At 70.7% G+C, this 22255-nt stretch carries 23 protein-coding genes; 12 read left to right on the top strand and 11 right to left on the bottom strand.

What is annotated here, in order from left to right; genetic code table 11:
• Positions 1 to 9 precede the first annotated feature (9 nt).
• A complete protein-coding gene (locus OG787_RS27095) occupies positions 10 to 759 on the top strand; it encodes an SDR family NAD(P)-dependent oxidoreductase (protein WP_369033069.1) in 750 nt (249 codons plus the stop codon).
• Between the two features lie 55 nt (positions 760 to 814).
• Positions 815 to 1606 (top strand): SDR family NAD(P)-dependent oxidoreductase, encoded by a 792-nt coding sequence (locus OG787_RS27090; RefSeq protein ID WP_405536678.1) that lies wholly within the window; start codon positions 815 to 817, stop codon positions 1604 to 1606.
• 147 nt (positions 1607 to 1753) lie between these two features.
• Here the strand turns inward: OG787_RS27090 and OG787_RS27085 are convergent, their stop codons facing one another.
• From OG787_RS27085 to OG787_RS27055, 7 genes are all read right to left on the bottom strand, one after another.
• Positions 1754 to 3721: a hypothetical protein gene (locus OG787_RS27085; RefSeq protein WP_405536676.1), complete on the bottom strand. Its 1968-nt coding sequence runs from the start codon at positions 3719 to 3721 to the stop codon at positions 1754 to 1756.
• Positions 3722 to 3831: 110 nt separating this feature from the next.
• Positions 3832 to 4647: an ABC transporter ATP-binding protein gene (locus OG787_RS27080; protein ID WP_405536675.1), complete on the bottom strand. Its 816-nt coding sequence runs from the start codon at positions 4645 to 4647 to the stop codon at positions 3832 to 3834.
• Positions 4648 to 4659: 12 nt separating this feature from the next.
• Entirely contained in the window at positions 4660 to 5502 is an 843-nt protein-coding gene (locus OG787_RS27075; RefSeq protein ID WP_405536674.1) for an ABC transporter permease, read from the bottom strand.
• Between the two features lie 5 nt (positions 5503 to 5507).
• The gene (locus tag OG787_RS27070) at positions 5508 to 6290 is read right to left on the bottom strand and encodes an ABC transporter permease (RefSeq protein WP_405536673.1); all 783 of its coding nucleotides are present in this window, start codon (positions 6288 to 6290) and stop codon (positions 5508 to 5510) included.
• Between the two features lie 34 nt (positions 6291 to 6324).
• On the bottom strand, positions 6325 to 7341 hold the full coding sequence (locus OG787_RS27065) for an ABC transporter substrate-binding protein (protein WP_405536671.1): 1017 nt from the start codon (positions 7339 to 7341) through the stop codon (positions 6325 to 6327).
• Positions 7342 to 7446: 105 nt separating this feature from the next.
• Positions 7447 to 8439: an amidohydrolase family protein gene (locus OG787_RS27060; RefSeq protein ID WP_405536670.1), complete on the bottom strand. Its 993-nt coding sequence runs from the start codon at positions 8437 to 8439 to the stop codon at positions 7447 to 7449.
• Positions 8432 to 9283, bottom strand: a complete 852-nt coding sequence (locus OG787_RS27055; RefSeq protein ID WP_369036478.1) for an SDR family NAD(P)-dependent oxidoreductase — start codon at positions 9281 to 9283, stop codon at positions 8432 to 8434. Before OG787_RS27055 ends, OG787_RS27060 begins: the two co-directional genes overlap by 8 nt.
• 192 nt (positions 9284 to 9475) lie before the next feature.
• Here OG787_RS27055 and OG787_RS27050 point away from each other — a divergent pair, with 192 nt between their 5' ends.
• The 4 genes from OG787_RS27050 to OG787_RS27035 all read left to right on the top strand — a co-directional run bounded on the left by OG787_RS27050 (position 9476) and on the right by OG787_RS27035 (position 12353).
• Positions 9476 to 10810 carry a hypothetical protein gene (locus tag OG787_RS27050; RefSeq protein ID WP_405536669.1) on the top strand — a complete coding sequence of 445 codons (1335 nt, stop codon included), beginning with the start codon at positions 9476 to 9478 and terminating at the stop codon, positions 10808 to 10810.
• The gene (locus OG787_RS27045) at positions 10807 to 11460 is read left to right on the top strand and encodes a carboxymuconolactone decarboxylase family protein (RefSeq protein ID WP_405536668.1); all 654 of its coding nucleotides are present in this window, start codon (positions 10807 to 10809) and stop codon (positions 11458 to 11460) included. Before OG787_RS27050 ends, OG787_RS27045 begins: the two co-directional genes overlap by 4 nt.
• Positions 11457 to 11915 carry a TIGR03618 family F420-dependent PPOX class oxidoreductase gene (locus tag OG787_RS27040; RefSeq protein ID WP_369036475.1) on the top strand — a complete coding sequence of 153 codons (459 nt, stop codon included), beginning with the start codon at positions 11457 to 11459 and terminating at the stop codon, positions 11913 to 11915. Before OG787_RS27045 ends, OG787_RS27040 begins: the two co-directional genes overlap by 4 nt.
• Positions 11916 to 12044: 129 nt before the next feature.
• Complete coding sequence (locus tag OG787_RS27035) at positions 12045 to 12353, top strand: hypothetical protein (RefSeq protein WP_405536667.1); 309 nt, start codon at positions 12045 to 12047, stop codon at positions 12351 to 12353.
• Between the two features lie 28 nt (positions 12354 to 12381).
• Here the strand turns inward: OG787_RS27035 and OG787_RS27030 are convergent, their stop codons facing one another.
• The 3 genes from OG787_RS27030 to OG787_RS27020 all read right to left on the bottom strand — a co-directional run bounded on the left by OG787_RS27030 (position 12382) and on the right by OG787_RS27020 (position 14503).
• Entirely contained in the window at positions 12382 to 13467 is a 1086-nt protein-coding gene (locus OG787_RS27030; protein ID WP_405536666.1) for an EamA family transporter, read from the bottom strand.
• Positions 13468 to 13643: 176 nt separating this feature from the next.
• Positions 13644 to 14270, bottom strand: coding sequence for a nucleotidyltransferase family protein (locus OG787_RS27025; RefSeq protein ID WP_405536665.1), 627 nt, complete (start codon positions 14268 to 14270; stop codon positions 13644 to 13646).
• Complete coding sequence (locus tag OG787_RS27020) at positions 14267 to 14503, bottom strand: winged helix-turn-helix domain-containing protein (protein WP_329282983.1); 237 nt, start codon at positions 14501 to 14503, stop codon at positions 14267 to 14269. Before OG787_RS27020 ends, OG787_RS27025 begins: the two co-directional genes overlap by 4 nt.
• Positions 14504 to 14665: 162 nt before the next feature.
• On the opposite strand from OG787_RS27020, the gene OG787_RS27015 reads away from it, so the two are divergent.
• From OG787_RS27015 to OG787_RS27005, 3 genes are all read left to right on the top strand, one after another.
• Positions 14666 to 14962 (top strand): hypothetical protein, encoded by a 297-nt coding sequence (locus tag OG787_RS27015; RefSeq protein ID WP_405536664.1) that lies wholly within the window; start codon positions 14666 to 14668, stop codon positions 14960 to 14962.
• Positions 14962 to 15258, top strand: coding sequence for a hypothetical protein (locus OG787_RS27010; protein ID WP_405536663.1), 297 nt, complete (start codon positions 14962 to 14964; stop codon positions 15256 to 15258). Before OG787_RS27015 ends, OG787_RS27010 begins: the two co-directional genes overlap by 1 nt.
• Before the next feature lie 135 nt (positions 15259 to 15393).
• The gene (locus tag OG787_RS27005; protein WP_405536662.1) at positions 15394 to 15984 is read left to right on the top strand and encodes a class IV adenylate cyclase; all 591 of its coding nucleotides are present in this window, start codon (positions 15394 to 15396) and stop codon (positions 15982 to 15984) included.
• Between the two features lie 52 nt (positions 15985 to 16036).
• Here the strand turns inward: OG787_RS27005 and OG787_RS27000 are convergent, their stop codons facing one another.
• Positions 16037 to 18853: an FAD-binding and (Fe-S)-binding domain-containing protein gene (locus OG787_RS27000; RefSeq protein ID WP_405536661.1), complete on the bottom strand. Its 2817-nt coding sequence runs from the start codon at positions 18851 to 18853 to the stop codon at positions 16037 to 16039.
• A 289-nt stretch (positions 18854 to 19142) separates the two neighbouring features.
• On the opposite strand from OG787_RS27000, the gene OG787_RS26995 reads away from it, so the two are divergent.
• From OG787_RS26995 to OG787_RS26985, 3 genes are read left to right on the top strand one after another with little or no spacing between them, the layout of a single operon-like run.
• The gene (locus OG787_RS26995) at positions 19143 to 21356 is read left to right on the top strand and encodes an ATP-binding protein (protein ID WP_405536660.1); all 2214 of its coding nucleotides are present in this window, start codon (positions 19143 to 19145) and stop codon (positions 21354 to 21356) included.
• Positions 21356 to 21847 (top strand): roadblock/LC7 domain-containing protein, encoded by a 492-nt coding sequence (locus OG787_RS26990; protein ID WP_369036467.1) that lies wholly within the window; start codon positions 21356 to 21358, stop codon positions 21845 to 21847. Before OG787_RS26995 ends, OG787_RS26990 begins: the two co-directional genes overlap by 1 nt.
• Positions 21844 to 22212, top strand: coding sequence for a DUF742 domain-containing protein (locus OG787_RS26985; protein ID WP_369036466.1), 369 nt, complete (start codon positions 21844 to 21846; stop codon positions 22210 to 22212). The genes OG787_RS26990 and OG787_RS26985 overlap by 4 nt, the downstream gene beginning before the upstream one ends.
• Positions 22213 to 22255: the final 43 nt, after the last annotated feature.

Below are 22255 nucleotides of genomic sequence, written 5' to 3'. Positions count from 1 at the left end.
GTCCGGACCATGCGCGCTACATGGGACTTCACGGGAACGCGAGCGCTGGTCGCCGGCGCCGGTGGCATCGGAGCGGCGGTGGCCGGGGCACTGGCCGGGGCGGGCGCGTCGGTGCTCGTCCTCGACGTCGACAAGGCGAAACTCGACCAGGTCCAGCAGGAGACCTCCGGTTCCGTCAGCGGGCTGGCCGTCGACCTCACCTCGGCGGACGCCTGCCGTGCCGCTGTCGGCCGTACGGTCGAACTCCTCGGCGGAATCGACGTGTTCGTGCACGCGGTGGGCGCCAACGACCGGCGTCCGGTGCTGGAGACGCCCGACGAGGTGTGGGAGCGGATCACCGCCATCAACCTCGACAGCGCCTTCTGGCTGGGCCGGGCCGTCGGCGCGGTGATGGTGCCCGCCGGATACGGGCGGATCGTGTACCTGTCCTCCGTCTCGGGGCTGCTCGCGCACGCGGACCACTCGCCGTACGCGGCGACCAAGGGCGGGGTGAACCAGCTGATGCGGGTGATGGCACGCGAGTGGGCGCCAACCGGCGTCACCGTCAACGCCGTTGCCCCCGGCTACACCGAGACCGAGCTGACCCGCGACTACCTCGCCCGGCCCGGCGTACGCGCGTCCCTGGAGTCGCTCGTCCCCGCCGGACGCCTCGGCCGGCCCGGGGATCTGACCGGCCCCGTCCTCTTCCTCGCCTCCGACGAGTCGGCGTTCGTCACCGGACAGGTGCTGTATGTCGACGGCGGGCGGACCCTCGTATGACATCCGTGTCCTCCAACTCGCCTCCACGGCAACAGATCTCATGAACGGAGCCCCAATGACCCCCGTGACTCCCGTATCCGAACGCTTCGCCGGCAAGACCGTCCTCGTCACCGGTGCCGGTACCGGATTCGGCGCCGAGATCGCCGTACGGGCCGCGCAGGAAGGTGCCGACGTCGCGGTGCACTACCGCAGCTCCCGGTCCGGCGCCGAGGCAACTGCCCGGCGCGTCACGGAACTTGGCCGCAAGGCCCTCGTCGTCCAGGCCGACATCGCCGAGCACGACCAGATCAAGCGCCTCGCCGACGAGGTCTGGTCGCGCTTCGGGCGCCTCGACGTGGCCGTGAACAACGTCGGCGACGTCGCCCGCGAGCAGATGTCCTGGCGGGACATCACGGAGGAGTCCATCGACCATGTCCTCGCCGTCGACATCAAGGGCACGCTGTTGTGCACGCACGAGTTCGGGGCGCGGATGCTGGAGCAGGAGGGCGGCGGCTCGATCGTGAACGTCGGTTCCACCGTGGTCGTACGAGGGAGTGCGCGGGCGCCGCAGTACGCGGCCGCCAAGTACGGGATCATCGGGCTGACCAAGTCGTATGCGCAGGCGTTCGCTCCGCGGGTTCGGGTGAATGTCTTCGCGCCGGGGTTCATTGAGACTGCGGCGACGCTTGGGCGGGACGACTGGAAGAGTGGGCGGGGGGATGTTCTGCGGGCGGCTACGCCTATGGGGCGGATTCCTGGGCCTGAGGAACTTGCGGGGACTGCGTTGTTTTTGGCTACGGAGGATGCGCGGCATATTACGGGTGGATTCTTGATTGCTGACGGGGGCTACAACATGGTGGGGGCGTAGGGGTAGTTGGGTGGGTGCCGGCCGGTGGGGGCTTGTCGCGCAGTTCCCCGCGCCCCTAGGTCGGCCCCCCCCTATCCCCTGTTCAAAGCTCCGGCCCCCGGGAATCGGTTCGCATCCAAATCCCGGGGGCCGGTTCTTTAGTTGTCGCTACGCGACCGTCAGTGTGATTGCTCCGGTGTAGGAGCGGCCCGCCGTGATCGCTGTCGCCGTGCCGTTGACCGTCAGGGTTACCGTCTTGCCCGTCGGGGCCTCGATCGTTGCCGTGGAGGCGAGCGTGAGGGCGCTCAGGTACGACGTGGCGGTTACCGTCCAGGTCGAGCCCACGCCCAGGGTTACCAGGACGCCATTGTTGACGACCGCGCTCGGGGTGTTGGTGACCTCGCTGATCTGGCGGTACTCCGCCGAGGTGATCGTGGAGACGGCGTGCTTGGCGGTGGAGGCGGAGATGACGCCCTCGACCGTCGAGCGGGTGAAGGACAGGGTCAGGTTCTGGCCCTGGATGCTGCCGTTGCCGCCGCCCCAGACCGAGTTGTAGAAGTCGCCGGTCAGGGCGATGTCCGTGAACGTGCCCTTCGCGTCGGTGGACTGGGACGAAGTCGTCGTCCAGGAGGAGGACTTGGTGGGGGAGCCGGTGGGCTCGGTGTACGTGCCTATGGTCTCCGTCTTCCACGCCTTCCCCGAGACCGTGACGCTGCTCGGGCGGTCGGAGTCCATCAGCTGGAAGACAACTCCGTTGCCGGGGTTGATCGTTGCGCCGTCCGAGCCGTCGGCCGTGACGGTGCCCGCGACCGCCTTGCACATGAACGCGGTCTCGCCGGTGTTGACCTGGGTACCGCCGTCGATGGTGACCGACCCGGCCGCGTACCAGAGGACCATGAAGCGACCGGCGTTGATGACCGTCGGCTGCTCGGACAGCGCGCTCAACTCGGCACTCGTCAAGCCCAGTTCGAGGGAGTCGTTCAGGTCGGCGACCGCGTCGGCCGTGCTGTCGCCGTAGTGGGCCGAGGAGCCCCAGTGGATGAGGGCGTAGTCCCCGACGTCGAAGGTGCAGCCCAGGAAGTGCTCGGTGACGTTGCCGATGGCGTACGAACCGTAGCCCTGGCCAGCGGTGTTGGCGATCTTGCTGTTGATGGCGGTGAGCGTGCAGTAGCTGCCGCCGTCGACCGACAGGGCACCCCATTTCTCCGACGAGATCGAGGAGTTGACGAAGGACAGCTTGGTGCTCGTCCCGAGCAGGTTGGTCGTACGGACGTTGCCCGACAGGCCCAGCATCCACGGGACGGTGATCATGTACCGGGTGTCGCCGGTGCCGGAGGTCGGGTACTCCTCCGGCACCGTGCCGTCGGCGCAGTGCAGCGTGGAGTTCTTGACGACGACGTTGGCGGTGGCGTCGGCGATGACCGCGGTGCGGACCACGCCCTCGTTGCTGATGGTCGCGCCGTCCACGACGAGCGTCGTGCCCTCGCCCGTGCCGACGATGGAGGCGCCGTACCCGACGAAGTCGCAGCGACCGTTCCCGACGTACGCGACCTGCGGGTTCGTGAGCGTGTAGGTGCCGCCGCCGGCGACGTACACGCCGTTGAACGCCTCGCCGTCCGACAGCAGCCGGATGTCGCTCGCGCCCGTGTCGGTGACGGTGCCGCCGAGGACCGCCGAGGGGACGGACTTGGCTTCGTCGACGCCGTCGGCGTCCACGTACAGGGCCTGGCGGAAGGGGAAGGTGAGGTCGTCGTAGGCGACGTCGGTGGCCTCGGCGACGGCCAGGACGACCGTTCCGGAGTAGGTGCCCGCCGCGATGGCGGTCGCCACTCCGCCGTAGCCGTCGGTGAGTTCGGCCAACTCGCTTCCGATCTCGACCCCGTTGACGGTGAGGCTGAGGCTGTAGCCGTCCGGGACGGCGATGGCACCGCCCTCCTCGATGACGAGGGCGCTCGCGGTGGTGGTCTCCGTGAGCGTCAGGGTCTCCCCGGCTGCGACGGTGATCGTGTCCGCCGCTGCGGCGCGGGCGGTGGCCGGTACGAGGACCGGCGGCGCGAGTACGGCGGCGACCGCCACGAGAAGGGCGCGATTGCGGGACCGGTAGCTGATGTTGGTGCGCAGCACTGTGAACTCCATGGGTTTCAGGGGGTTTTCGGGCTGGGGGTAGCGACTCTTGGCGTCGGCCCGAGAAAAGAAGGAAGAGAGGAGGAGAAAGGAAAGGAAAGGAAAGGGGGGATTCAGGTGCCCTAGCGAGCCACGGGCTCCGTCAAGTCCGTTACTTTCGGCGCGCGTTCGCCTCTGATGCGGGACAGCACGCGGGTGCGGAGTTCGGTGAACCGGGGATCCGCGCGGGTGGTCAGCTGGTCGCGATCCGCGCCCAGGGGGATCGTCAACGTCTCCAGGACCGCCGTGGGCTTTCCGCCCAGGACCACGACCCGGTCGCCGAGGTAGACCGCCTCGTCGATGTCATGCGTCACCACAACCACCGTGATCCCCAACCGCCTCCGCAGCTCCAGGGTCAGATCCTCCAGGTCGAAGCGGGACTGGGCGTCCACCGAGCCGAACGGCTCGTCCATCAGCAGCACCGGCGCGTCGTACGCCAGACCGCGCGCGATCGCCACCCGCTGCTGCATCCCGCCCGACAGCTGCCAGGGATACTTCTCGCCGACGTCCGCCAGCCCGACCGCCTCCAGGCACTCAAGAGCGCGCTGCCTGCGTACGGCCTTTCTCACGCCCCGCCCCTGGAGCGGGAACGCCACGTTGTCCCACACCCGCATCCACGGCAGCAGCGAACCCCGGTAGTCCTGCGAGACCACCGCGATGTCCGCGTGCGGAGCCGACAGCGGCAACTCCCCGTACCGCACCGCCCCTTGAGTCGGCGGCGTCAACCCGGCCAGACACCGCAGCAACGTCGTCTTACCCGCACCCGACGGACCGACGATGCACACCACCTCCCCCGGATCCACCCGCAACGACAACCCACCCAGCACCCGATGCTCCTGCGCACCCCGGCCGAAACTCATCCCGACGTCCTCGACGTACAGGCTGGATCCGCGTGTCATACGACGACTCCGTTACTCGTGGCGCGTTCCGTGGAAGGCAGCTGTGCGGGGGGGAGTTGGCGGGCGTACGGCCCGTCGTGCGCGCGGCGCCCGTTGGTGGTACCAGCCCAGCAGGGCGTGCTCGACGAGCAGGAGCAGCACGCTCAGTACGTAGCCGAGGACGCCGATCAGGATCGTGCCCGCCCAGGTCTCGGCGACGTGGAAGCTCGACCCGCTCTGAAGGATGAAGTTGCCCAGCCCGATGGGCGATCCGTAGATCTCGCTGACGACCATCAGCACGACGGCGATCGACAGCGCGACCCGGATGCCGGCCAGGATCTGCGGCAGCGCGCCGGGCAGGACGACCCGGCGCATCCGCAGCGCCCAGGGGATGCGGTAGCCGCGCACGGTCTCGTGCACCGCCGGGCCGATCGCCTGCACGCCGCTGACGGTGTTGAGAAGGATCGGCCACACGGACCCGAGGAAGATCAGGAAGACCTTGGGCCCGGAGCCGATCCCCAGGGTGAGGATGATGACCGGCACGAAGCCGACGGTCGGGGTGGCGCGGGCGAAGTCGAGCAGGGGGCCGGTGGCCAGGCGCAGGGTGCGTACCTCGCCGATGACGAGGCCCGCGCCGACACCGACGACCGTGGCGAGGGCCAGGCCGAGGACGATGTTGCGGAGGCTGAACCACAGGTCTTCGACCAGTCCGCCGTGCAGCAGTTCGCTCCACAGCACGTCGAGGACTTCGGTCAGCGGCGGGAAGTAGAAGCTGGTGCTGCCCGCCGTGGAGACGAGGAGAACCACGAACACGACGGCGGGCAGCCAGAGTTGGCGCAGCACCGGCTTCCAGAACGTCCAGGTTGCGAGGTTCATGGCGCCTACTCCCCTCCCGGGTGCGTGGGCGGTCGCCAGCGCAGCAGGCGCTGCTCGGCGAGCTGCGCCAGCATGGTGATCGCGTACCCGATGGCTCCGGCGGTGAGGATGTAGGCGTACGCCCGTGCCGACACGCCCGCCTGCTGGGACTCCATGATCATGTGGCCGATGCCGGGCAGGGTCGTCAGCACCTCGACGCCGATCGCGACGAGCACGGAGGTGGTCGCGGCCAGTCTCAGTCCCGTCATGATCGACGGGACCGCGCCCGGCAGGATCACGCGGCGGAAGCGCAGGAGGCGGGGGACGCGGTAGGACCGTACGGTCTCGTGGACCGCCGGGGTCACGCTGCGGGCGCCGTACTGGGCCTGGAGCAGCACCGGGAAGACGCAGGCGATGAAGACAACTGTCGCCTTCATCCCGGGAGTTGAGCCCAGGACCAGCAGGAACACCGGCAGCAGGGCGATGACCGGGAACGACCGCAGGATCTCCATCAGCAGCCGTGAGGACTCCTCGGCCGCCGCGTACACCCCGGTCACCAGGCCCACCGGGATTCCCACGGCGACGGCCACGACCAGCCCGGTCACCGCGCCGCGCAGGGTGTCGCCGACGGCCTGCCAGAAGGTCCCGCTGCCGACGAGGTCGGTGAACGCGGCGGCTACGGAGGCCGGTCCGGGCAGCGCGGTCGAACTCACCACGCCCACCGCCGCGATGAGCGCCCACAGCGCCAACACGGCGGCCAGGGCGCCGAGTTGCAGCAGTCGTACTCTTCCTGCGGAGCTACTCCCCATCGTACTGCTCCCCGTCGGACTGCTCGCCATCGTGTTACTCCTCGCCGGTGACGGTCGGCGCCTGGTCCCAGTACACGGCGTCGTCCGTCGGCTCCTTGTCGAGCAGGTCGAACTCGTGCATCTTGGTGATCACCGTGCGCATGACCGTCGTGTCGAGGTCCTTGTCGTAGAAGTTGGTGTCGTGCGCGTCGATGAACTCGTCCGGCACCTCGGTGTACTTCTTGTCGATGGTCTTGACCGCGTCGGGGTTGGCGTTGGCGTAGGTGATCGCCTTGGCGACGGCGTCGATGAACTTCTTCGCGGTGGCCGCGTTCGCGGACAGGTACTCCTCGCTGGAGAAGAGCACGCCCTGGACCATGCCGGGCAGGTCGTTCATGCCGTTGCCGATGGAGCGCAGGCCGCTGTCCTTGGCGGCGAAGTAGAACGGGCCGAAGGAGAAGACGGCGTCCGTCTTGCCCGAGGTGGCGGCGTCGGTGAGCGAAGTCGTGGGCAGGGCAACGAACTTGACCTTCGACGGGTCGCCGCCGTCCTTCTGCACGAGGTACTCGCAGATGAACTGGATGGTCCCGCCGAGCGCCGAGATACCGACCGTCTTGCCCTCGAGATCGGCGAACGAGGTGATCTCGCTGTCCTTCTTCACCAGCAGACCGTCGGTCGGATCGGTCTTCGTCGTCGCGGACTGAAGGCCCGTCACGATCCGGATCGGCATGTCCTGGGCGGCACCCTTGAGGAACCCGGAGCTGTCGGTCATCGCGAACTGGGCTTCGCCGTTGAGGACGGAGGGCGCGTTCTGCGAGGTGTCCTGCGCGCCCGCCTTGATGGTGACGTCGAGTCCCGCGTCCTCGAAGTAGCCCTGCTGCTCGGCGATGTAGAGCGGCTCGAAGATGGCGCCGTTGGACCGCAGTACGGTGATCTTCGGCTTGCCGTCCGCGCTGGTCGCGGTCGCGGCCTCCCCACCGCACGCGGTGGCCATGGACAGGACGACGGCACAGGCGGTGGCGGCGAGAACGGCGCGGCGGCCGGGGTTTCTCGGAGTCTGCGAAGTCTGCATGGAACGGCTCTTCCTCACGAGGGTAGGAATCGGGACAGTACTGTCGACACTTTTCGCCTTCAAGGGGTTCGACACTCAAAGATTCTGTGTATCTGCCGACACTAATCAGGCAGGAAAGTCGAACAGCTCAGCCGGGTTGTCGACCATCAGGCGTCTCAGATGCGCCGGGTCCGGCGCGATCCGCTCGACGAGGTCCACGAGCAGGCCGTCGTCCGGGGCGTCGCCGACGATGTTGACGTGCGGATAGTCGGTCCCCCACACCACCCGCTCGGGCGCGTGGGCGACCAGGGACGCGGCGAGATCGACGGCGTCGGCGTACGGCGGCCCCTGTCGCGAAACCCGGTCCACGCCACTGACCTTGACCCACACCTGCCCGGTGTCGAGAAGCGCGCGCAGACTGCGCAGCGCCCGTCCGTCACGGCCGGCGGCGAGGTCGACCCTCCCTATGTGATCGACGACCACCCGGCCCGGCAGGGCCCGTACGAGGCTCTCCAGTACGGCGATCTCCTCGCCCCGCACATGGAGTTGGGCCGCCCAGCCGAGCCCGTCGACGCGTTCGAGGATCGCGTCGATCTCGTCCCGCGTCGGCGGAGTCCGCAGATGGGGAAGGAAGTTGAGCCGGAAAGCCCGTACGCCGGCCCGGTGCAGTTCCTCGACCTGGGCACGGTTCGTCCGCTCACCGACCAGGGCCACCCCGCGCAGCCGCCCGCCCCCGCCGGCCAGGGCGTCCAACAGCACCCGGTGGTCGTACCCGTGGCAGGACGACTGCACGACCACGGCCCTGGTGAGCCCCAAGTGCCGGTGCAGGGCCCGCAGTTGCTCCTTGGGGGCGTCGTACGGGGTGAAAGTGCGCTCGGGCGCGTACGGGAAGACGTCGGCGGGCCCGAAGATATGGCAGTGCGCATCACAACTGTCCGGCGGAAGACGGAGGTTGGGGGTGCGCGGGGCGGGGTGCGGGGGCGGACAGCCGGGGGAGGGCGTCGGGGCGGCGGGTGGTACGGCGGCCTGGGCGGCGGGCATGTGCTGAAGTGCCGACAGCGGCTGAACCGTGGACACGGGCGGTGCGGCAGGCGCCGGTTGGACGGTGGGCTCAGTCACAGCGGGCCGTCATTCCACCGTCGACCACGATCTCCGTACCGGTGACGAACCGCGCCTCGTCGGACGCCAGGAACAGTGCCGCGTACGCCGTGTCGCGGCCGTCGCCCATGAAGCCGAGCGGGATCCGGGCCTGCCGCTGGGCCAGCAGCTTCTCCACGTCCCCGCCCGCGCGCTGCCCGGCAAGGCGGGCCTCGACCATCGGGGTGTGCAACTGCCCCGGGACGACGGTGTTCACCCGGATGCCCTCCGGCCCGTACTGCACGGCGGTGACCCGGGACAGCTGGATGACCGCGGCCTTGGCCGACGCGTACCCGACCTGCCCGGCGCCGGTCCAGCGCAGCCCGGAGCAGGAGGCGGTGTTGACGATGGCGCCCCCGCCGCCGCGCCGCATCACCGGGATGACGTACTTGCAGGCGAGAAAGGCGCTGGTCAGGTTGGTACGCAGCTGACTGTCCCAGTCGTCCAGGCTCAGCTCGACCGCACCACCGGCCCGCGACCCGCCGACGTTGTTGACAAGGATGTCGATACGGCCGGCGAGACGTTCGACTTCGTCGAAGTAGGCCTGGACGGCGGCCGGTTCGGTGACGTCGAGCAGATGGGTGCGGACGGTGCCACCCTCGTCGCGGATCTGCTGTGCGGTGACGTCCAGCGAGTCCTTGTCCCGGTCGGTCAGGTACACGGTCGCGCCCTCACGGGCGAAGATCACGGCGGTCGCCCGGCCGTTGCCCCAGCCCGGCCCCACACTGCCGGCACCGCTGACGACGGCGACCTTCCCGGCGAGCCGCCCCGGCGGCGCTCCCCCCGGCCTGGGGTCGGGGTGGGCGTCTGGCGCGTCTTGGATCACAGGAGTCTCCCTGGGTCGACCTCGATCAGGACCTCTGTCCGGCTTCGGAACCTGCCGACAGTCTTAGCCAAGTGTCGACAGAAAGTAAACATCGAGGGACCTGTGAGCGGTGAAAGGCGAGACTATTGCCAAGGGTGTCGACAGAGGGCTTGGATGGGGAGTGCGAACCAGCCCCACTCCCGGAGGACGCCGATGCAGAAGCCGCCCGTGTTCACCCCCGAGGAGGTCGCCCGCTTCCGCGCCGAGCTGGCCGCACGCCGGGCACCGGGCGCGTACGAGCCCGGCCGCTGGTCGGTGAGCCCGCTCAACCGCCGTACGGACGTGGTCGGTTCACTGCCGACGTCCGTACGACTGCGGGACGCCACCCTGCGCTCGATGGAGACCCTGCCGGGCGTCACGGCCTCCGCGGCCGAGAAGGCGGAGTTCTTGCGGCAGTTGGCGGGCACGGGCGTACCGGAGGTCGTCACCGCCGGACTGTCCGGACGCGACGACGACGCCCTGAAGGCCGAGGTCGCCCTGGCGAAGGGCGAGAACCCGAACTGTCGACTGATCTGCCCCCTGATGCGCTCACCGGAGGACATCGACCGTGCGGCGGCGGCCGGTTACGACGCCGTACAGGTCTGGGTGCAGGGCTTCGGCGAGACGTCCCTGATCTACCAGCCGGCGGTCTACGCGGCAGCCTGGCGGGGCGAGGAGTGGCGGCGCCCGGAAACACCGCGCGACCGAACGGCCGTACTGGCAAAGGCGGTTGCCCTGATCCGTCACGCCCGTTCCGCCGGCCTGGACGTGATCGTCCCGCTGCTGATGGTCTCGTACGCCACCGAGGAGAGCCACGCGGAGTCGGTCACCGCGCTCGCCGCGGCCGGTGCCACCGAACTGACCCTGTTCGACGGCCCGGGCGCGCTGAGCCCGGAGGCGTACGGCCATCTGGTCCGCCGTACGCGCGAACTGGCTCCGGACGTCGAGGTCGGCCTGCATCCGCACAACACCTTCGGCCTGGCGGTCGGTTGCGCGGTAGCCGCCGTCCAGGCAGGCGCGACCGCCGTGGAGCTGTCGGTCAACGGCTACTGCGGCGGCCCCGGCAACGCCGACCTGGCGGCCACCGCGCTGGCCTTCGAGGCGCTGTACGGCGTACGGACGGGAATCCGAACCGACCGCCTGACCCAACTGGCCCGTACAGCACAGGACTTGACGGGATACCGAACTGCCTGGAACCACCCGGTGACCGGCACGCACGCCTTCTGCTGGGGCGGCATGGACCTCATCACCCAGGAGACAGCGATCGACCCCCTCCTGCACAACTGCCTGGAACCCACCCTGGTAGGCAACGAACGCGAGATCCCCTTCACGCCGGACAGCGGCCCCTACACCCTGGCCGACCGCCTGACGGCCCTGGGCGTCAACGACCTCACACCCACCCAGGTGGATGAACTCCTCGGCGAGGCACGCGAGTTGATGGGCCGGGAGAACCGCCTGGCCACGGACGAGGACCTGGCATCCCTGGCGGAGGAGATCCGATTCCGATGAGCAGCCCCCGCCTCCCCCTCTTCCCGCCCCCGGAACTGACCGCTGACCAACGGGAGTTGTACGAGACGATCGCTGGCGGCCCCCGCGCGAAGGGCCCTCAGCGCTTCGCCCTCACGGACCCCGAGGGCAGGCTGCACGGCCCGTTCAACGCGATGCTGCTGAGCCCGGCCGTGGGCAGGGCCCTCCAGGATCTGGGCGCGGCGATCCGGTACGCCTCCCAACTCCCGCCACGGACAAGGGAGATCGCGATCCTGGTGGTGGCCGCGTCCTGGGACAGCGCCTTCGAGCGGTACGCCCACGAACGGGTGGGCGCGGCCGTAGGCCTGACAGAACCCGAACTACGGGCACTGCGCGAGGGCGGCGACCCCGGCCTGACGGACCCAGTGGAGCACGCGGCCTGGGAACTCACCCGTGCCCTGGTCCGCGACGGCGGCACCCTGACCGACGACCAGTACGGGCAGGCCCGAGCCACCCTCGGCGAGCGCACCCTCTTCGAACTCTCCACCCTGGTCGGCTACTACGCGACGCTGGCCCTACAACTCCGCCTGTTCGCGGTACCGGCACCAGAACCGACACCGACGCCGACGCCGACCGAGGTGACTCTGTCGTCGGAATTCAGCGCACACCCTGGGCAGTTACCCCAACCATGACCCAAGGCCCCGCACCGCGCACCCTGTCCGACGAGGCACTCTCCGACCTCCTCACCCAGCAGCAGTTCGGCACCCTGGCCACCAACAAACGCAGCGGTCACCCGCACCTGACGACCATGGTCTACAGCTGGGACCCCGCCACGCGAACCCTCCGCTTCTCCACGACGGCCGACCGAGTCAAGGTCAAACACCTGCGACGCGACCCGCGAGCGGCGCTGCATGTCCCGGGCGGCGACGTGTGGTCGTTCGCCGTCGCGGAGGGCGAGGCGGAGGCATCCGAGGTCACGACGGTCCCGGGTGACGCGGTAGGCCGGGAGCTGCTGGAGATGATCCCGGTGGCAGCCAGGCCGGAGGACGAACAGGCGTTCCTGGAGCAGCAGGTGGCGGAGCGCAGACTGGTGATCCGCCTGAAGGCGCACCGGCTGTACGGGACGGCGCTGGACATCGAGGCGTAGGACGGCACCGTCGGCGCGAGCACCGGCGGTCACTCTTTGCCCACTTCCTCCGCACTGCGCCTACCTAGGCTCCTGCCCGGTCGCCGGAACCGTCCGGCGACCCAGCGGAAGGAAGCCACCATGACACGCATGACACGCATGACGCGCATGACGCGCATGACGCGCATGACCGGGGTCCGAGGGCTCATCACCTCACTCACCATCGCCGCGAGCTGCGTGGGCGCGCTTGTCGTCGCCGCCCCCGCCGCGAGCGCCGCGCCGGTCACACAGACCACCACCGCCGTCGCCGCGGCGGACCCCTGCCAGGCGTTCCTGGACTCCTACAACACGTACATACTGCTGGCGCAGACCGCACCCGACTACCAGACCCGCGTCCAGGCCATGGCACTGGCGATCCAGTTCTACGCCCAGTACGTCAACTGCACCGGCGGCGCCTGACCTTCACCGGAGCGCGGCAGACACTCGGTCAGGCCTCCAGCTCCAGGGGTTTCCGGGGCGCGGGCACCTGAGGCGATGCGGCTGATCCAGCCGATTCCGCGGACTCCTCGCCCGCCACCACCGGGACCTTCTTCCGCCCCACCTGCGTCCGTACGGCCCCCATGCTCGCCACGATGACGAGGGAGATGGCGAGGGCCTCGGGGGCGGAGAGGGTCTGGTGCAGGATCAGGAAACCGGCGAGCGCGGCGACGGCGGGCTCCAGGCTCATCAGGACCGCGAAGGTGGAGGCGGGCAGGCGCCGCAGGGCGAGGAGTTCGAGGGTGTACGGCAGCACGGACGACAGCACGCCCACCGCAGCACCCAGCGCCACGGTGGTCGGGTCGAGCAGCTTCCCGCCCGACTCGACGACACCCAGGGGCAGAAACGCCACGGCGGCGACGACCATGGCGAGCGCGAGCCCGTCGGCCTGCGGGAACCGTCGTCCCGTACGGGAACTGAGGATGATGTACGCCGCCCACATGGCACCGGCGCCGAGGGCGTAGGCAACCCCTACGGGATCCAGGGTGTCGAAGCCGCCTCCGCCGAGCAGGAACACCCCGGCGAGGGCGAGCCCGGCCCAGGCGAGATTGAGCGCACGCCGGGAGGCGACGACGGACAGCACGAGCGGCCCGAGCACCTCCAGGGTGACGGCGGGCCCGAGCGGGATCCGCCCGATGGCGTGGTAGAACAGCCCGTTCATGGCGGCCATGGTGAGCCCGAACAGCAGGACCACTCCCCAGTCGCCGCGCGAGTACCCGCGCACCTTGGGCCGGCAGACCAGCATCATGATCAGGGCGGCGGCCACCAGCCGCAGCGTCACGATGCCGAAGGCCCCCGCCCGGGGCAGCAGGGTCACGGCGAGCGCCCCGCCGAACTGCACGGATATCCCCCCGGACAGCACGAGCCCGACGGCCCCGAGGGTCCCCCACCCCTTGCGCGCCCCTCGATGCCGCCCCCGAGAGCCCCCGGGGGCGGGCTCGACGACAGCGGGCAGATTCGCGGAAGGCAGAGCCGAGCCGGACACAACCGGCCCGACCACGGCGGCCCACGAGGGCAGACGCTCAGCGCTGGGCATCTTCACAGGGCCTTCCCAGGATTAACGCGCGATCTCCGTACAATGCGATGCACTTTCCCGTCCAGAGTAATGGACCAGGGAGAGCATACGAACCCATGTACAACCGACGCGCCCCGGCCTGCGCTCCGGCGCCTCTGAGCTAGGCCGACCTGGACCCGCGAGCAGCGACACGCGCGTCAGTCGCCGGGACCAGCCACCACACCACTCGACCCAGGCCACTCCAGCACGCTCAGCTCGGGCCACTGCTCCCGCCACCGCGCCGCCTTCGCCTCATAGACGGCCCGAGGAGCGAGCACCGGGTTCGGCCGGACGACGAGGTTGAAGACATCCGACAGCCCGTGCGGTGCGTACACCCGCCACCGCCCGTCCCGCTCCAGTCGTACGCCCAGACAGCACGTCGTCGCCGCGAAGCTGTCGATCGCCGCCTCGGTGGACGCGTACGGCGGGCACGGCACACCGAACTTCTCCTCGTACCAGAGGTGCACCCGGGCCTCGTTGCGGATCTCGACCTCGGCGGGCAGGTCGGCGAAGACCTCCCTCCCGGCTTGGATCGCCCGGTCCTCGGCCTCCCAGGACAGATCGCCGTCATCGAAGTAGAAGACGTCGTAGTCCTTGATCCCGTGGGTCGGCGGCCTGCCCGTGACCACGTTCCACACGGTCTGGAACAGACAGCCGGCGGTCAGGTACCACCGGGGCAGATCCAGCGTCGCGGCACGGGCCAGGACCTCGACGAGCACGTCGTTGCGGGACAACACCTCGCGCAGAGCGCCGAGCTGCTCATCGAGAGGAAGCCGACCGATCATCCCTCGGGGCGCTCGGCGACGAAGGAACCCAGGCCGGGTTCGGTATAGATGAGCCCCTCCGCGCGCAAGCCCTTGTGTACCTTCTGCGCGGTCACGGCGGCGATGCCGAACTCCGCGGTGATCTCCACGACGGACGGGATGCGGGTCCGCGGCGGGTACGTGCCGTCCTCGATACGGCGGCGGATCACCTCGGCCACCTGGCGCCAGCGGGGGATGTCGGCAGCAAATTCCATCACCGCACCACCATGCGCAGACGGCAGTATTCTGCGCGATTCACAGTCTACCGCTCATACAGCAGTAGACCGCAGTAGGGTGTAGCTCTGAAAGACCCCGGCGACGGATTGCGGCCGCCCCGGGGCATGGCCACCAGCATTTCCCGACAGGAGCTGATGACAGTGACCGACCTTATCGACCGCCTCATCGCCTGGGTGAGCACCCTGCTCATCCCACCCAGCACGCACCACCGCACACCCTCTCCCACCACTCCACCCCCAGCCCGAGCCACCCTCCCCACCCACCGCAGCCCCTACGGCCCCGACGCCAACGCCCCGCTCGACGGCACCGCCACCAGGTCCGTACGTCCGTACCTCACCGCCCATGAACAACGGCTGCGGCGACGGGAGTCGGCGATGGCCACCCTCGGGCTGGACATGCCCGGCCCGTACTGGATCCACGGGATGGAGGCCGCCTGATGGAGGTGGAACCCGAGTCGCCGTACGGGCCCCGCCTGTTGCCCCGGACCGGGCAGGAGGGCAAGCCCTGTTACCTGATCACCGACGAGCACGGCGGCCCCGTGTCCCGTCTGGCCGACGCGACGGAGTCCGTCCAGCTCGGCATGGGCGCCGAACTCCTCGCCCACGCCCGCGAGCTGCTCCCGGGCACCCCACGCGGCGAACTCCGCTTCCTCGCCGAGCGGTTGACGGAAGCTCTGCACGACGCGCTTCGGGTGGCCGAGAGCCGGGGGCAGCGCTTGAACCGGCTGAACTGAACCGAGCGGGAGGTGAGGTGAAGGGAGGAAGCCGCGAGTGTCCGGGCCCCTCCCTTCCGCGCAGCAATCCGCGTGCGCCATACCGCCACCCCCACGCATCCTTGGAGTTCGCGCACCGCTTCCGAGAGAGGGCCCATGAAGCACGAGTACGAAGCGAAGTTCCTGGCCGTCGATGTCGTGGGCCTCCAGGCCAAGTTGACGGCTCTCGGCGCTGTCCAGGCGCTCCCCCGTACCCTCCTCACCCGCACGATCTTCGAGAGTGACCGCCTCGACAGTGGGGCTTGGCTCCGGCTGCGCGACGAGGACAGCCGCTCGACGCTCACGCTCAAGCAGGTCACGGATGCCACGACGATCGACGGCACCAAGGAGATCGAGACCGAGGTCTCCGACCTGCACGCCATGGCCGACATCCTGCGCCGGGTCGGCTGCACCGAGGTCCGCCACCAGGAGAACTACCGCGAGGAGTGGCGCCTGGGCGAAGTCGCCTTCGACTTCGACACCTGGCCCGGCCTCCCCACCTTCCTGGAGATCGAGGGGCCCGACGAGGCATCGGTCCGCCAGGCCGCCGCGCTGCTCGACCTCGACTACACCGAGGCCCGGTTCGGCAGCGTCGACGGGATCTACCGGAGCGAGGCCGGCCGCGACATCCTCGCCGAGCCCACTCTCCTGTTCTCCGACGCCGAGAAGCAGGGCGGCGCATCCTCGGCGGCGCCCCTGGGCCACTGACCCCGAAGGCAGACGCCGGAGAGAACGGCCACCCACCTCGCCTCGGCCCCGCTCATACCTCGTCCCCCTCCAACCCCTCCGCCAGCACCTCCGCCAGATGCCGCCCCCGCACCCCCGCCAGCTGCTCAAGCTGCGTCCGGCAAGAGAACCCGTCCGCCAGCACCACCGTCCCCTCCCCCGCCTCCCGCACCGCCGGTAGCAACCGCTCCTCCGCGCAGGCCACCGACACCTCGTAGTGGCCCTTCTCGAAGCCGAAGTTGCCCGCCAACCCGCAGCAGCCGCCCGCCAGTTCGCCTGTCAGGCCCGCGGCCTCGCGCAGGCGGCGGTCCGGCTCATCGCCCAGGACCGCATGCTGATGGCAGTGCGTCTGGCCCGCTACCGGGCGGTCCACACGCGGCGGGGTCCAGTCGGGGGCGTGGTGTTCCAGGGTCTCCGCGAAAGTGTGGACCGCGTCCGCCAGACGGCGCGCTCGGGGGTCGTCCGGCAGCAGTTCCGGCAGGTCCGTGCGGAGGGCAGCCGCGCAGCTCGGTTCCAGGACCGTCACCGGGGTTCCCGTGTCCAGGATCGGTTCCATGACATCCAGCGTGCGGCTCAGCACCTTGCGGGCCCGGTCCAGTTGGCCCGTCGAGATGTACGTCAGGCCGCAGCAGACCCGGGCCCCTCCGGTCGGCGGCAGGCTCACCCCCAGGCCCGCCGCCCCCAGCACCCGTACCGCCGCCCGCCCCACCGACGGCGTCAGGTGTTCCGTGAACGTGTCGGGCCAGAGCATGACCGTCGGCCCGCTCCCCCCAGTCTCACGCCCGGTCTTCCGCCACCACCTGCTGAACGGCTCCCCCGCCACCCCCGGAATCTCCCGCTCGGGCGCGATGCCGCCCAGCCGCTTCGCCAGTGCCGCCAACACGCCCACCCCAGCAAGGGAGTTGACCAGGCGCGCCGTGCGCGTACGCGCGACCGCTCCCAGCCACACCGGCAGCCGGCCCATCGCGTAGTGGGCCGCCGGGCGCAGTCGGCCGGACCAGTGGTGGTGGAGGAACTCCGCCTTGTACGTGGCCATGTCGACCTCGACCGGGCAGTCCGAGCGGCAGCCCTTGCAGGAGAGGCACAGGTCCAGTGCGTCGCGGACCTCCTCCGACCGCCAGCCGTCCGTGATCACCTCGCCCACGAGCATTTCGTGCAGCAGCCGCGCCCGCCCGCGCGTGGAGTGCGCCTCCTCTCCCGTCACCCGGAAGGACGGGCACATCACGTCCGAGCCGCCTGTGCCAAGTGCCGGTGTACGGCACTTGGCCACCCCCACGCATCTGCTCACCGCCGCCGAGAAGTCCCCGCCGTCCGCCGGGTAGCCGAAGGCCACGTCCACCGGCTTGCGCGGGAGGACCGCGAAGCGGAGGTTCTCGTCCAGGCGGGCCGGGCGGACCAGCATGCCGGGGTTGAGGAGGTCGTCCGGGTCCCAGAGGGCCTTCGTGCGCTCGAAGAGGGCGATCACCTCGGGGGCGTACATCTTCGGGAGAAGTTCCGCGCGGGCCTGGCCGTCGCCGTGTTCGCCCGAGAGGGATCCGCCGTGTGCCACCACCAGGTCCGCCAGCTCCTCCGAGAAGCGGCGGAAGGCCGCCACGCCGGGCGCCGTCAGCAGGTCGAAGTCGATGCGTACGTGGATACAGCCGTCGCCGAAGTGGCCGTACGGCGTGCCGCGGAGGTTGTGGGCCCGGAGGAGGCCCCTGAAGTCCCTTAGGTACGCGCCCAGTCGGGGCGGTGGTACCGCGCAGTCCTCCCAGCCGGGCCAGGCCTCCGTGCCGTCCGGCATGCGTGTCGCCGTGCCGCTCGCGTCCTCGCGGATGCGCCACAGGGCGCGTTGGCCGGCCGGGTCGGACATGACGAGGGCGTCCATGACGTCCGCCGCGCGCACGATCGCCTCCGCACGCGCGCGTGCCTCCGCCGGATCCGCGCCGCCCGTCTCCACGAACAGCCAGGCGCCGCCCCGGGGCAGGTCCGTGGCGGTGCGGACCAGGTCGGCGGCCATGCCCTCGACAGTCAGCGGGCCGTACGGCAGCAGGCCCGCCGCCGCTTCCGCCGCCGCGCTCTCGTCGGCGTACGCCAGCACGGCCAGCGCACGCGCGCGCGGGGCCTCCACCAGGCGTACGACCGCCTCCGTGACGATGCCCAGGGTGCCCTCCGAACCGCAGAACGAGCGGGCGACGTCCGCGCCCTTCTCGGGGAGCAGCGCGTCCAGCGCGTACCCGGAGATGCGGCGCGGGAGGTCCGGGAAGCCCGTGCGCAGGCGGGCCAACTCGCCCTCCGCCAGCTGCCGCAGGCCCTCCGGGGCACCCGCCCAGTCCCGGCCCAGGCGGAGCCGGTCGCCCCGCGCGCGGATCACCGTCAGCTCGCGCACGCTGTCCGCGGTCGTGCCCCACGCGACCGAGTGCGCGCCGCAGGAGTTGTTGCCGATCATGCCGCCGAGCGTGCAGCGGCCGTGGGTCGACGGGTCGGGGCCGAAGCGCAGCCCGTGCGGGGCGGCGGCCTCCTGGAGGCGGTCCAGGACCAGACCGGGCTGAACCACCGCCGTCCGTTCCTCGTGGTTGAGGGAGAGGAGTTGGTTCATGTGCCGGGTGAAGTCCAGAACCACCCCTGTGCCTGTCGCCTGGCCCGCGATCGACGTACCCCCGCCGCGCGCCACGACCGGGACGCCGTGTGCCCGGCAGACGGCCAGCGCCGCCGCCACGTCGTCCGCGTCGCGCGGGGCGACCACGCCCAGCGGGACGCGCCGGTAGTTCGACGCGTCCATGGTGGCCAGCGCCCGGGACGTGGTGTCGAAACCGACCTCGCCCCGGACGGCCCCGCGCAGTTCCGCCTCCAGCGGCCGAAGATCCGTCATGACCCCAGCATGCATCCCACCACTGACAGTGACCGTCCGGACGGCCAGGGAAACGTGCACAGTTTGTGGGAACCGAACCGGAACACCGCAAATTCGATCACTAACTCCCCTATAGTGACGGCGAGTTGAACACCATCAGTCACTTCTCGCTCACAAATCGATCGCACTGATCACACAAGCGCCCCACAGAACCCCCACGGCCCAGCGCAGCAGCAGCACGGAACCGACCGAGGAACAGACCCAGGAACAGACCGGGGACAGACCCTAGGAACCGACCGAGGACCGCTTGATGACCGCGCCCCGACAGCCCGGCGAACGCCCCGCCTACCGCGCCCTCCTGCCCGCCCCGCTGCTCACCGCCGCACTCGCCGCGCTCGCGGTGGCCGGCGCGGTCGCCCGGGCGCCGGACGAGGTGCGCGTCCCGCTCGCCCTGGGCGGGGCCTGCGCCGCGCTGCTGCTGTGCGCGGCCGTCGCCATGGCCGCCCGCGGCATCCACTCCACCCGGCTGCTGCGCGAACAGCTCGCGGGCGTCATCGACGACGCCGGCCGCCTGCTGCACGACCGGTCCCGCCTCACCGAGGAGCTGAACCAGGTACGGGCCGGCCTCACCGCCGACCTGGAACGGGAACGCGCGCGCGTGTCCGCCGATCTCGCCCGCGAACGCGCCCGCCTCACCGAGGCCTCCGCCCAGGAGCTGACCCGCCTCCAGCAGGAGAAGGCGTACGAGATCACCCTGCTCACCGAGGACAACGCCCGGCTGACCGAGGAGCTGCGCCGGGCCGGCCAGGAGCGCGCGGCGATCCTCGCGGCCACCGCCAACGCGGCCGGCCGTATGCAGGCGCTGGCCACCGGCACCCTCGCCGACCTGCGCGCCATGGAGGACCGGCACTCGGACGACGACGTCGTCGCCGACCTCCTCCACCTCGACCACCGCACCGCCCAGGCGGGCCGGCTCGCCGACTCGATCGCCGTCCTCTCGGGCGCCCGCTCCGGCCGCCGCTGGGCCCGCCCGATCGTCATGGAGTCGATCCTGCGCGGCGCCATGGGCCGCATCAGCGGGTACCAGCGCGTGCGCGTGCACTCCGCCAGCACCGCCGCCGTCGCCGGACACGCCGCCGAGGGTGTCATGCACGCGCTCGCCGAACTCCTCGACAACGCCGCGAACTTCTCGCCGCCGACGGCCGAGGTCCACGTGTACGTGGAGGAGGTCCCCTCCGGGGTCATCGTGTCCGTCGAGGACAGCGGCCTGGTCATGAGCGAGGTACAGCTGCGCCGCGCCGAACGGGCCGTCTCCGGCGACGACGGGGAGCCCGGGGACCATGCCGAACCCGGGACACGCGGAGACGGCGGCCAGCGCGGCAAGGGCAACGGGCGGAAGGGCAGGAACGCCGACGCCATCGGCCTCGGCGGCCTCACCGGGACCCGCCTCGGCCTCTCCGTCGTCGGCCGGCTGGCCCGCAAGTACGGCCTCAAGGTCTCCTTCCGCCCCTCGGCACGCGGCGGCACCGGCGTCCTGGTGCTCATCCCGCAGGACATCCTGGCCGGGGGCGCGGTGACCGCGGAGCCGCTGCCGACACCGCCCACGCGCGCGGCACAGCCGGTACCGGAGACTCCCGCGGCCCCGGTGCCCACGCCCGGTGAACCCTGGGAGGCACGTTCCAAGGAGCAGCAGGAGGAGCAGCGGCGGCAGGAACAGCGTCCGCGCGTGTCGTACGCCGAAGAGGCCCACCCGGAATGGCCGTACCCGGAGACGTCGTACGCGGAGGGGTCGTACACGGAGGCGGCGTACGCGGAGGCGGCGTACGCGGAGGCGGCGTACGCGGAGGCGGCGTACGCGGAGGCGGCGTACGCGGAGGCGGCGTACGGGGACAGCCCCTCCACGCCGGAGCCGTACGCGGAGCAGCCGCGCGAGGACCAGTCGTACGGAACCGACGCCTCGTACGGGACCGACCCCTCGTACGGAGGAGACCAGCCGTACGGAGACGAGCCGTACGGAGACCAGTCCCGCGCGGACCAGTCGTACGCCGCCGCCCGCGCCGCCGTCAGTGACCTGGACCCGGACCCCGTACCCACCCACGAGTCCCCCGACCGTCACGCACCGGAGCACCCGGAGAGCACCGCCTCGGAGGAATCCCCCGCCGTGCTGCCGAAGCGGCGCCGGGGCCGTACCCTCGCCGAGGCCGAGCGCGCCCGGGGAGCGGCACGGGCCGACGAGTCGAGGTGGTCCGTCCCGCTCGCGCCCGACCCCGATCCCGAGGACACGCGCGCGCGGGTGGCACGTTTCGGGAGTTTCCGGCAGGCCGTGCGCGGCGCCCTGCCGGACCAGGCGGCCCTCCAGGGCAGTACGAACCCGGAGCCGGCCCCCGACCCCACGTCGACATCGGCATCGACTTCGACATCGACCTCCGCCACGACCCTCACGAACACACCCGCACCCCCGACGGAAGCCGCACCCTCACGTCCCCTCTCCCCCAGCTCCCACCCGGAAGGCGACCCCACCTGATGACCGGCACCGGCACTGGCCTCGGCCCCGGCCCGACGACCGCCGACGAGAAGCTGTCCTGGCTCATCGAGGGCCTGCTGGAGCGCACCCCGGGTGCCCGGCACGCGCTCGTGCTGTCCCGGGACGGCCTGAAGCTGTGCCGTACGCCGGAGCTGTCCGTCGACCAGGCGGACCAGCTCGCCGCGATCGCCGCCGGGATCCAGTCGCTGTCGCACGGCGCGTCCGTGGAGTTCGGGGACGGCAGCGGAGGCGTGCGTACCGCGATGACGGAGTTCTACGGAGGGGTGCTGTTCATCGTCGAGGCGGGCCAGGGCGCGCACCTCGCCGTGGTCACCGCCGAGGACGCGGACGCCGGGCTCGTCGGCCACAACATGAGCGAACTCGTCGAGCAGCTCGGGGACCACCTGCGCGCCCAGCCCCGAACGGACCAGCTTCGAACGGACCAGCCCGGAACGGACCAGCTCCGGACAGCTCAGCCCCGTACGGCATGAACCGAACAGCGGGACAGGGCAACCGCCCGGGGAGGGACGATTCTCCGGACCGCCTCTACACCCTCACCGGAGGACGCAGCCGCTCCGCGCCCGACAGTCCGTTCGACCTGGTGACGCTGGTCGTCGCCGAGTGCGATCCGGCGCCCGGGATGCAGTCGGAGCACGCCGCGATCCTGCGGCTCACCGAGCGTCCCATGGCGGTGGTGGAGGTCGCCGCGATGCTGCGGCTGCCGGTGGGCATCACCCGGGTCCTGCTCTCCGACCTGCTCGCCGCGGGCCGCGTCAGCGCCCGCCATCCGCGCCGGACGGCCGTCACCGACCCCGACATCCTTGAGCAGGTGCTCGTTGGACTCCGAAACCTCTGACTCCGCAACCTCTGAATCCACGACGGCTGGCTCCACGACTGCT

Origin of the sequence: Streptomyces sp. NBC_00075, from assembly GCF_045041225.1 — a bacterium.
Taxonomy (GTDB): Bacteria; Actinomycetota; Actinomycetes; order Streptomycetales; family Streptomycetaceae; genus Streptomyces; species Streptomyces adonidis.
This window is presented reverse-complemented; position numbering and strand designations above follow the sequence as displayed.

Excerpts from the sequence above, each read along its gene's own strand:
- OG787_RS27005 (WP_405536662.1), top strand. The coding sequence starts at position 15,394 with ATGAAGCACGAGTACGAAGCGAAGTTCCTGGCCGTCGATGTCGTGGGC.
- OG787_RS26985 (WP_369036466.1), top strand. The coding sequence starts at position 21,844 with ATGAACCGAACAGCGGGACAGGGCAACCGCCCGGGGAGGGACGATTCT.
- OG787_RS26995 (WP_405536660.1), top strand. The coding sequence starts at position 19,143 with ATGACCGCGCCCCGACAGCCCGGCGAACGCCCCGCCTACCGCGCCCTC.
- OG787_RS27050 (WP_405536669.1), top strand. The coding sequence starts at position 9,476 with ATGCAGAAGCCGCCCGTGTTCACCCCCGAGGAGGTCGCCCGCTTCCGC.
- OG787_RS26990 (WP_369036467.1), top strand. The coding sequence starts at position 21,356 with ATGACCGGCACCGGCACTGGCCTCGGCCCCGGCCCGACGACCGCCGAC.
- OG787_RS27090 (WP_405536678.1), top strand. The coding sequence starts at position 815 with ATGACCCCCGTGACTCCCGTATCCGAACGCTTCGCCGGCAAGACCGTC.
- OG787_RS27080 (WP_405536675.1), bottom strand. The coding sequence starts at position 4,647 with ATGACACGCGGATCCAGCCTGTACGTCGAGGACGTCGGGATGAGTTTC.
- OG787_RS27000 (WP_405536661.1), bottom strand. The coding sequence starts at position 18,853 with ATGACGGATCTTCGGCCGCTGGAGGCGGAACTGCGCGGGGCCGTCCGG.
- OG787_RS27075 (WP_405536674.1), bottom strand. The coding sequence starts at position 5,502 with ATGAACCTCGCAACCTGGACGTTCTGGAAGCCGGTGCTGCGCCAACTC.
- OG787_RS27085 (WP_405536676.1), bottom strand. The coding sequence starts at position 3,721 with ATGGAGTTCACAGTGCTGCGCACCAACATCAGCTACCGGTCCCGCAAT.
- OG787_RS27030 (WP_405536666.1), bottom strand. The coding sequence starts at position 13,467 with ATGCCCAGCGCTGAGCGTCTGCCCTCGTGGGCCGCCGTGGTCGGGCCG.
- OG787_RS27025 (WP_405536665.1), bottom strand. The coding sequence starts at position 14,270 with ATGATCGGTCGGCTTCCTCTCGATGAGCAGCTCGGCGCTCTGCGCGAG.
- OG787_RS27010 (WP_405536663.1), top strand. The coding sequence starts at position 14,962 with ATGGAGGTGGAACCCGAGTCGCCGTACGGGCCCCGCCTGTTGCCCCGG.
- OG787_RS27040 (WP_369036475.1), top strand. The coding sequence starts at position 11,457 with ATGACCCAAGGCCCCGCACCGCGCACCCTGTCCGACGAGGCACTCTCC.
- OG787_RS27035 (WP_405536667.1), top strand. The coding sequence starts at position 12,045 with ATGACACGCATGACGCGCATGACGCGCATGACGCGCATGACCGGGGTC.
- OG787_RS27095 (WP_369033069.1), top strand. The coding sequence starts at position 10 with ATGCGCGCTACATGGGACTTCACGGGAACGCGAGCGCTGGTCGCCGGC.
- OG787_RS27020 (WP_329282983.1), bottom strand. The coding sequence starts at position 14,503 with ATGGAATTTGCTGCCGACATCCCCCGCTGGCGCCAGGTGGCCGAGGTG.
- OG787_RS27065 (WP_405536671.1), bottom strand. The coding sequence starts at position 7,341 with ATGCAGACTTCGCAGACTCCGAGAAACCCCGGCCGCCGCGCCGTTCTC.
- OG787_RS27070 (WP_405536673.1), bottom strand. The coding sequence starts at position 6,290 with ATGGGGAGTAGCTCCGCAGGAAGAGTACGACTGCTGCAACTCGGCGCC.
- OG787_RS27045 (WP_405536668.1), top strand. The coding sequence starts at position 10,807 with ATGAGCAGCCCCCGCCTCCCCCTCTTCCCGCCCCCGGAACTGACCGCT.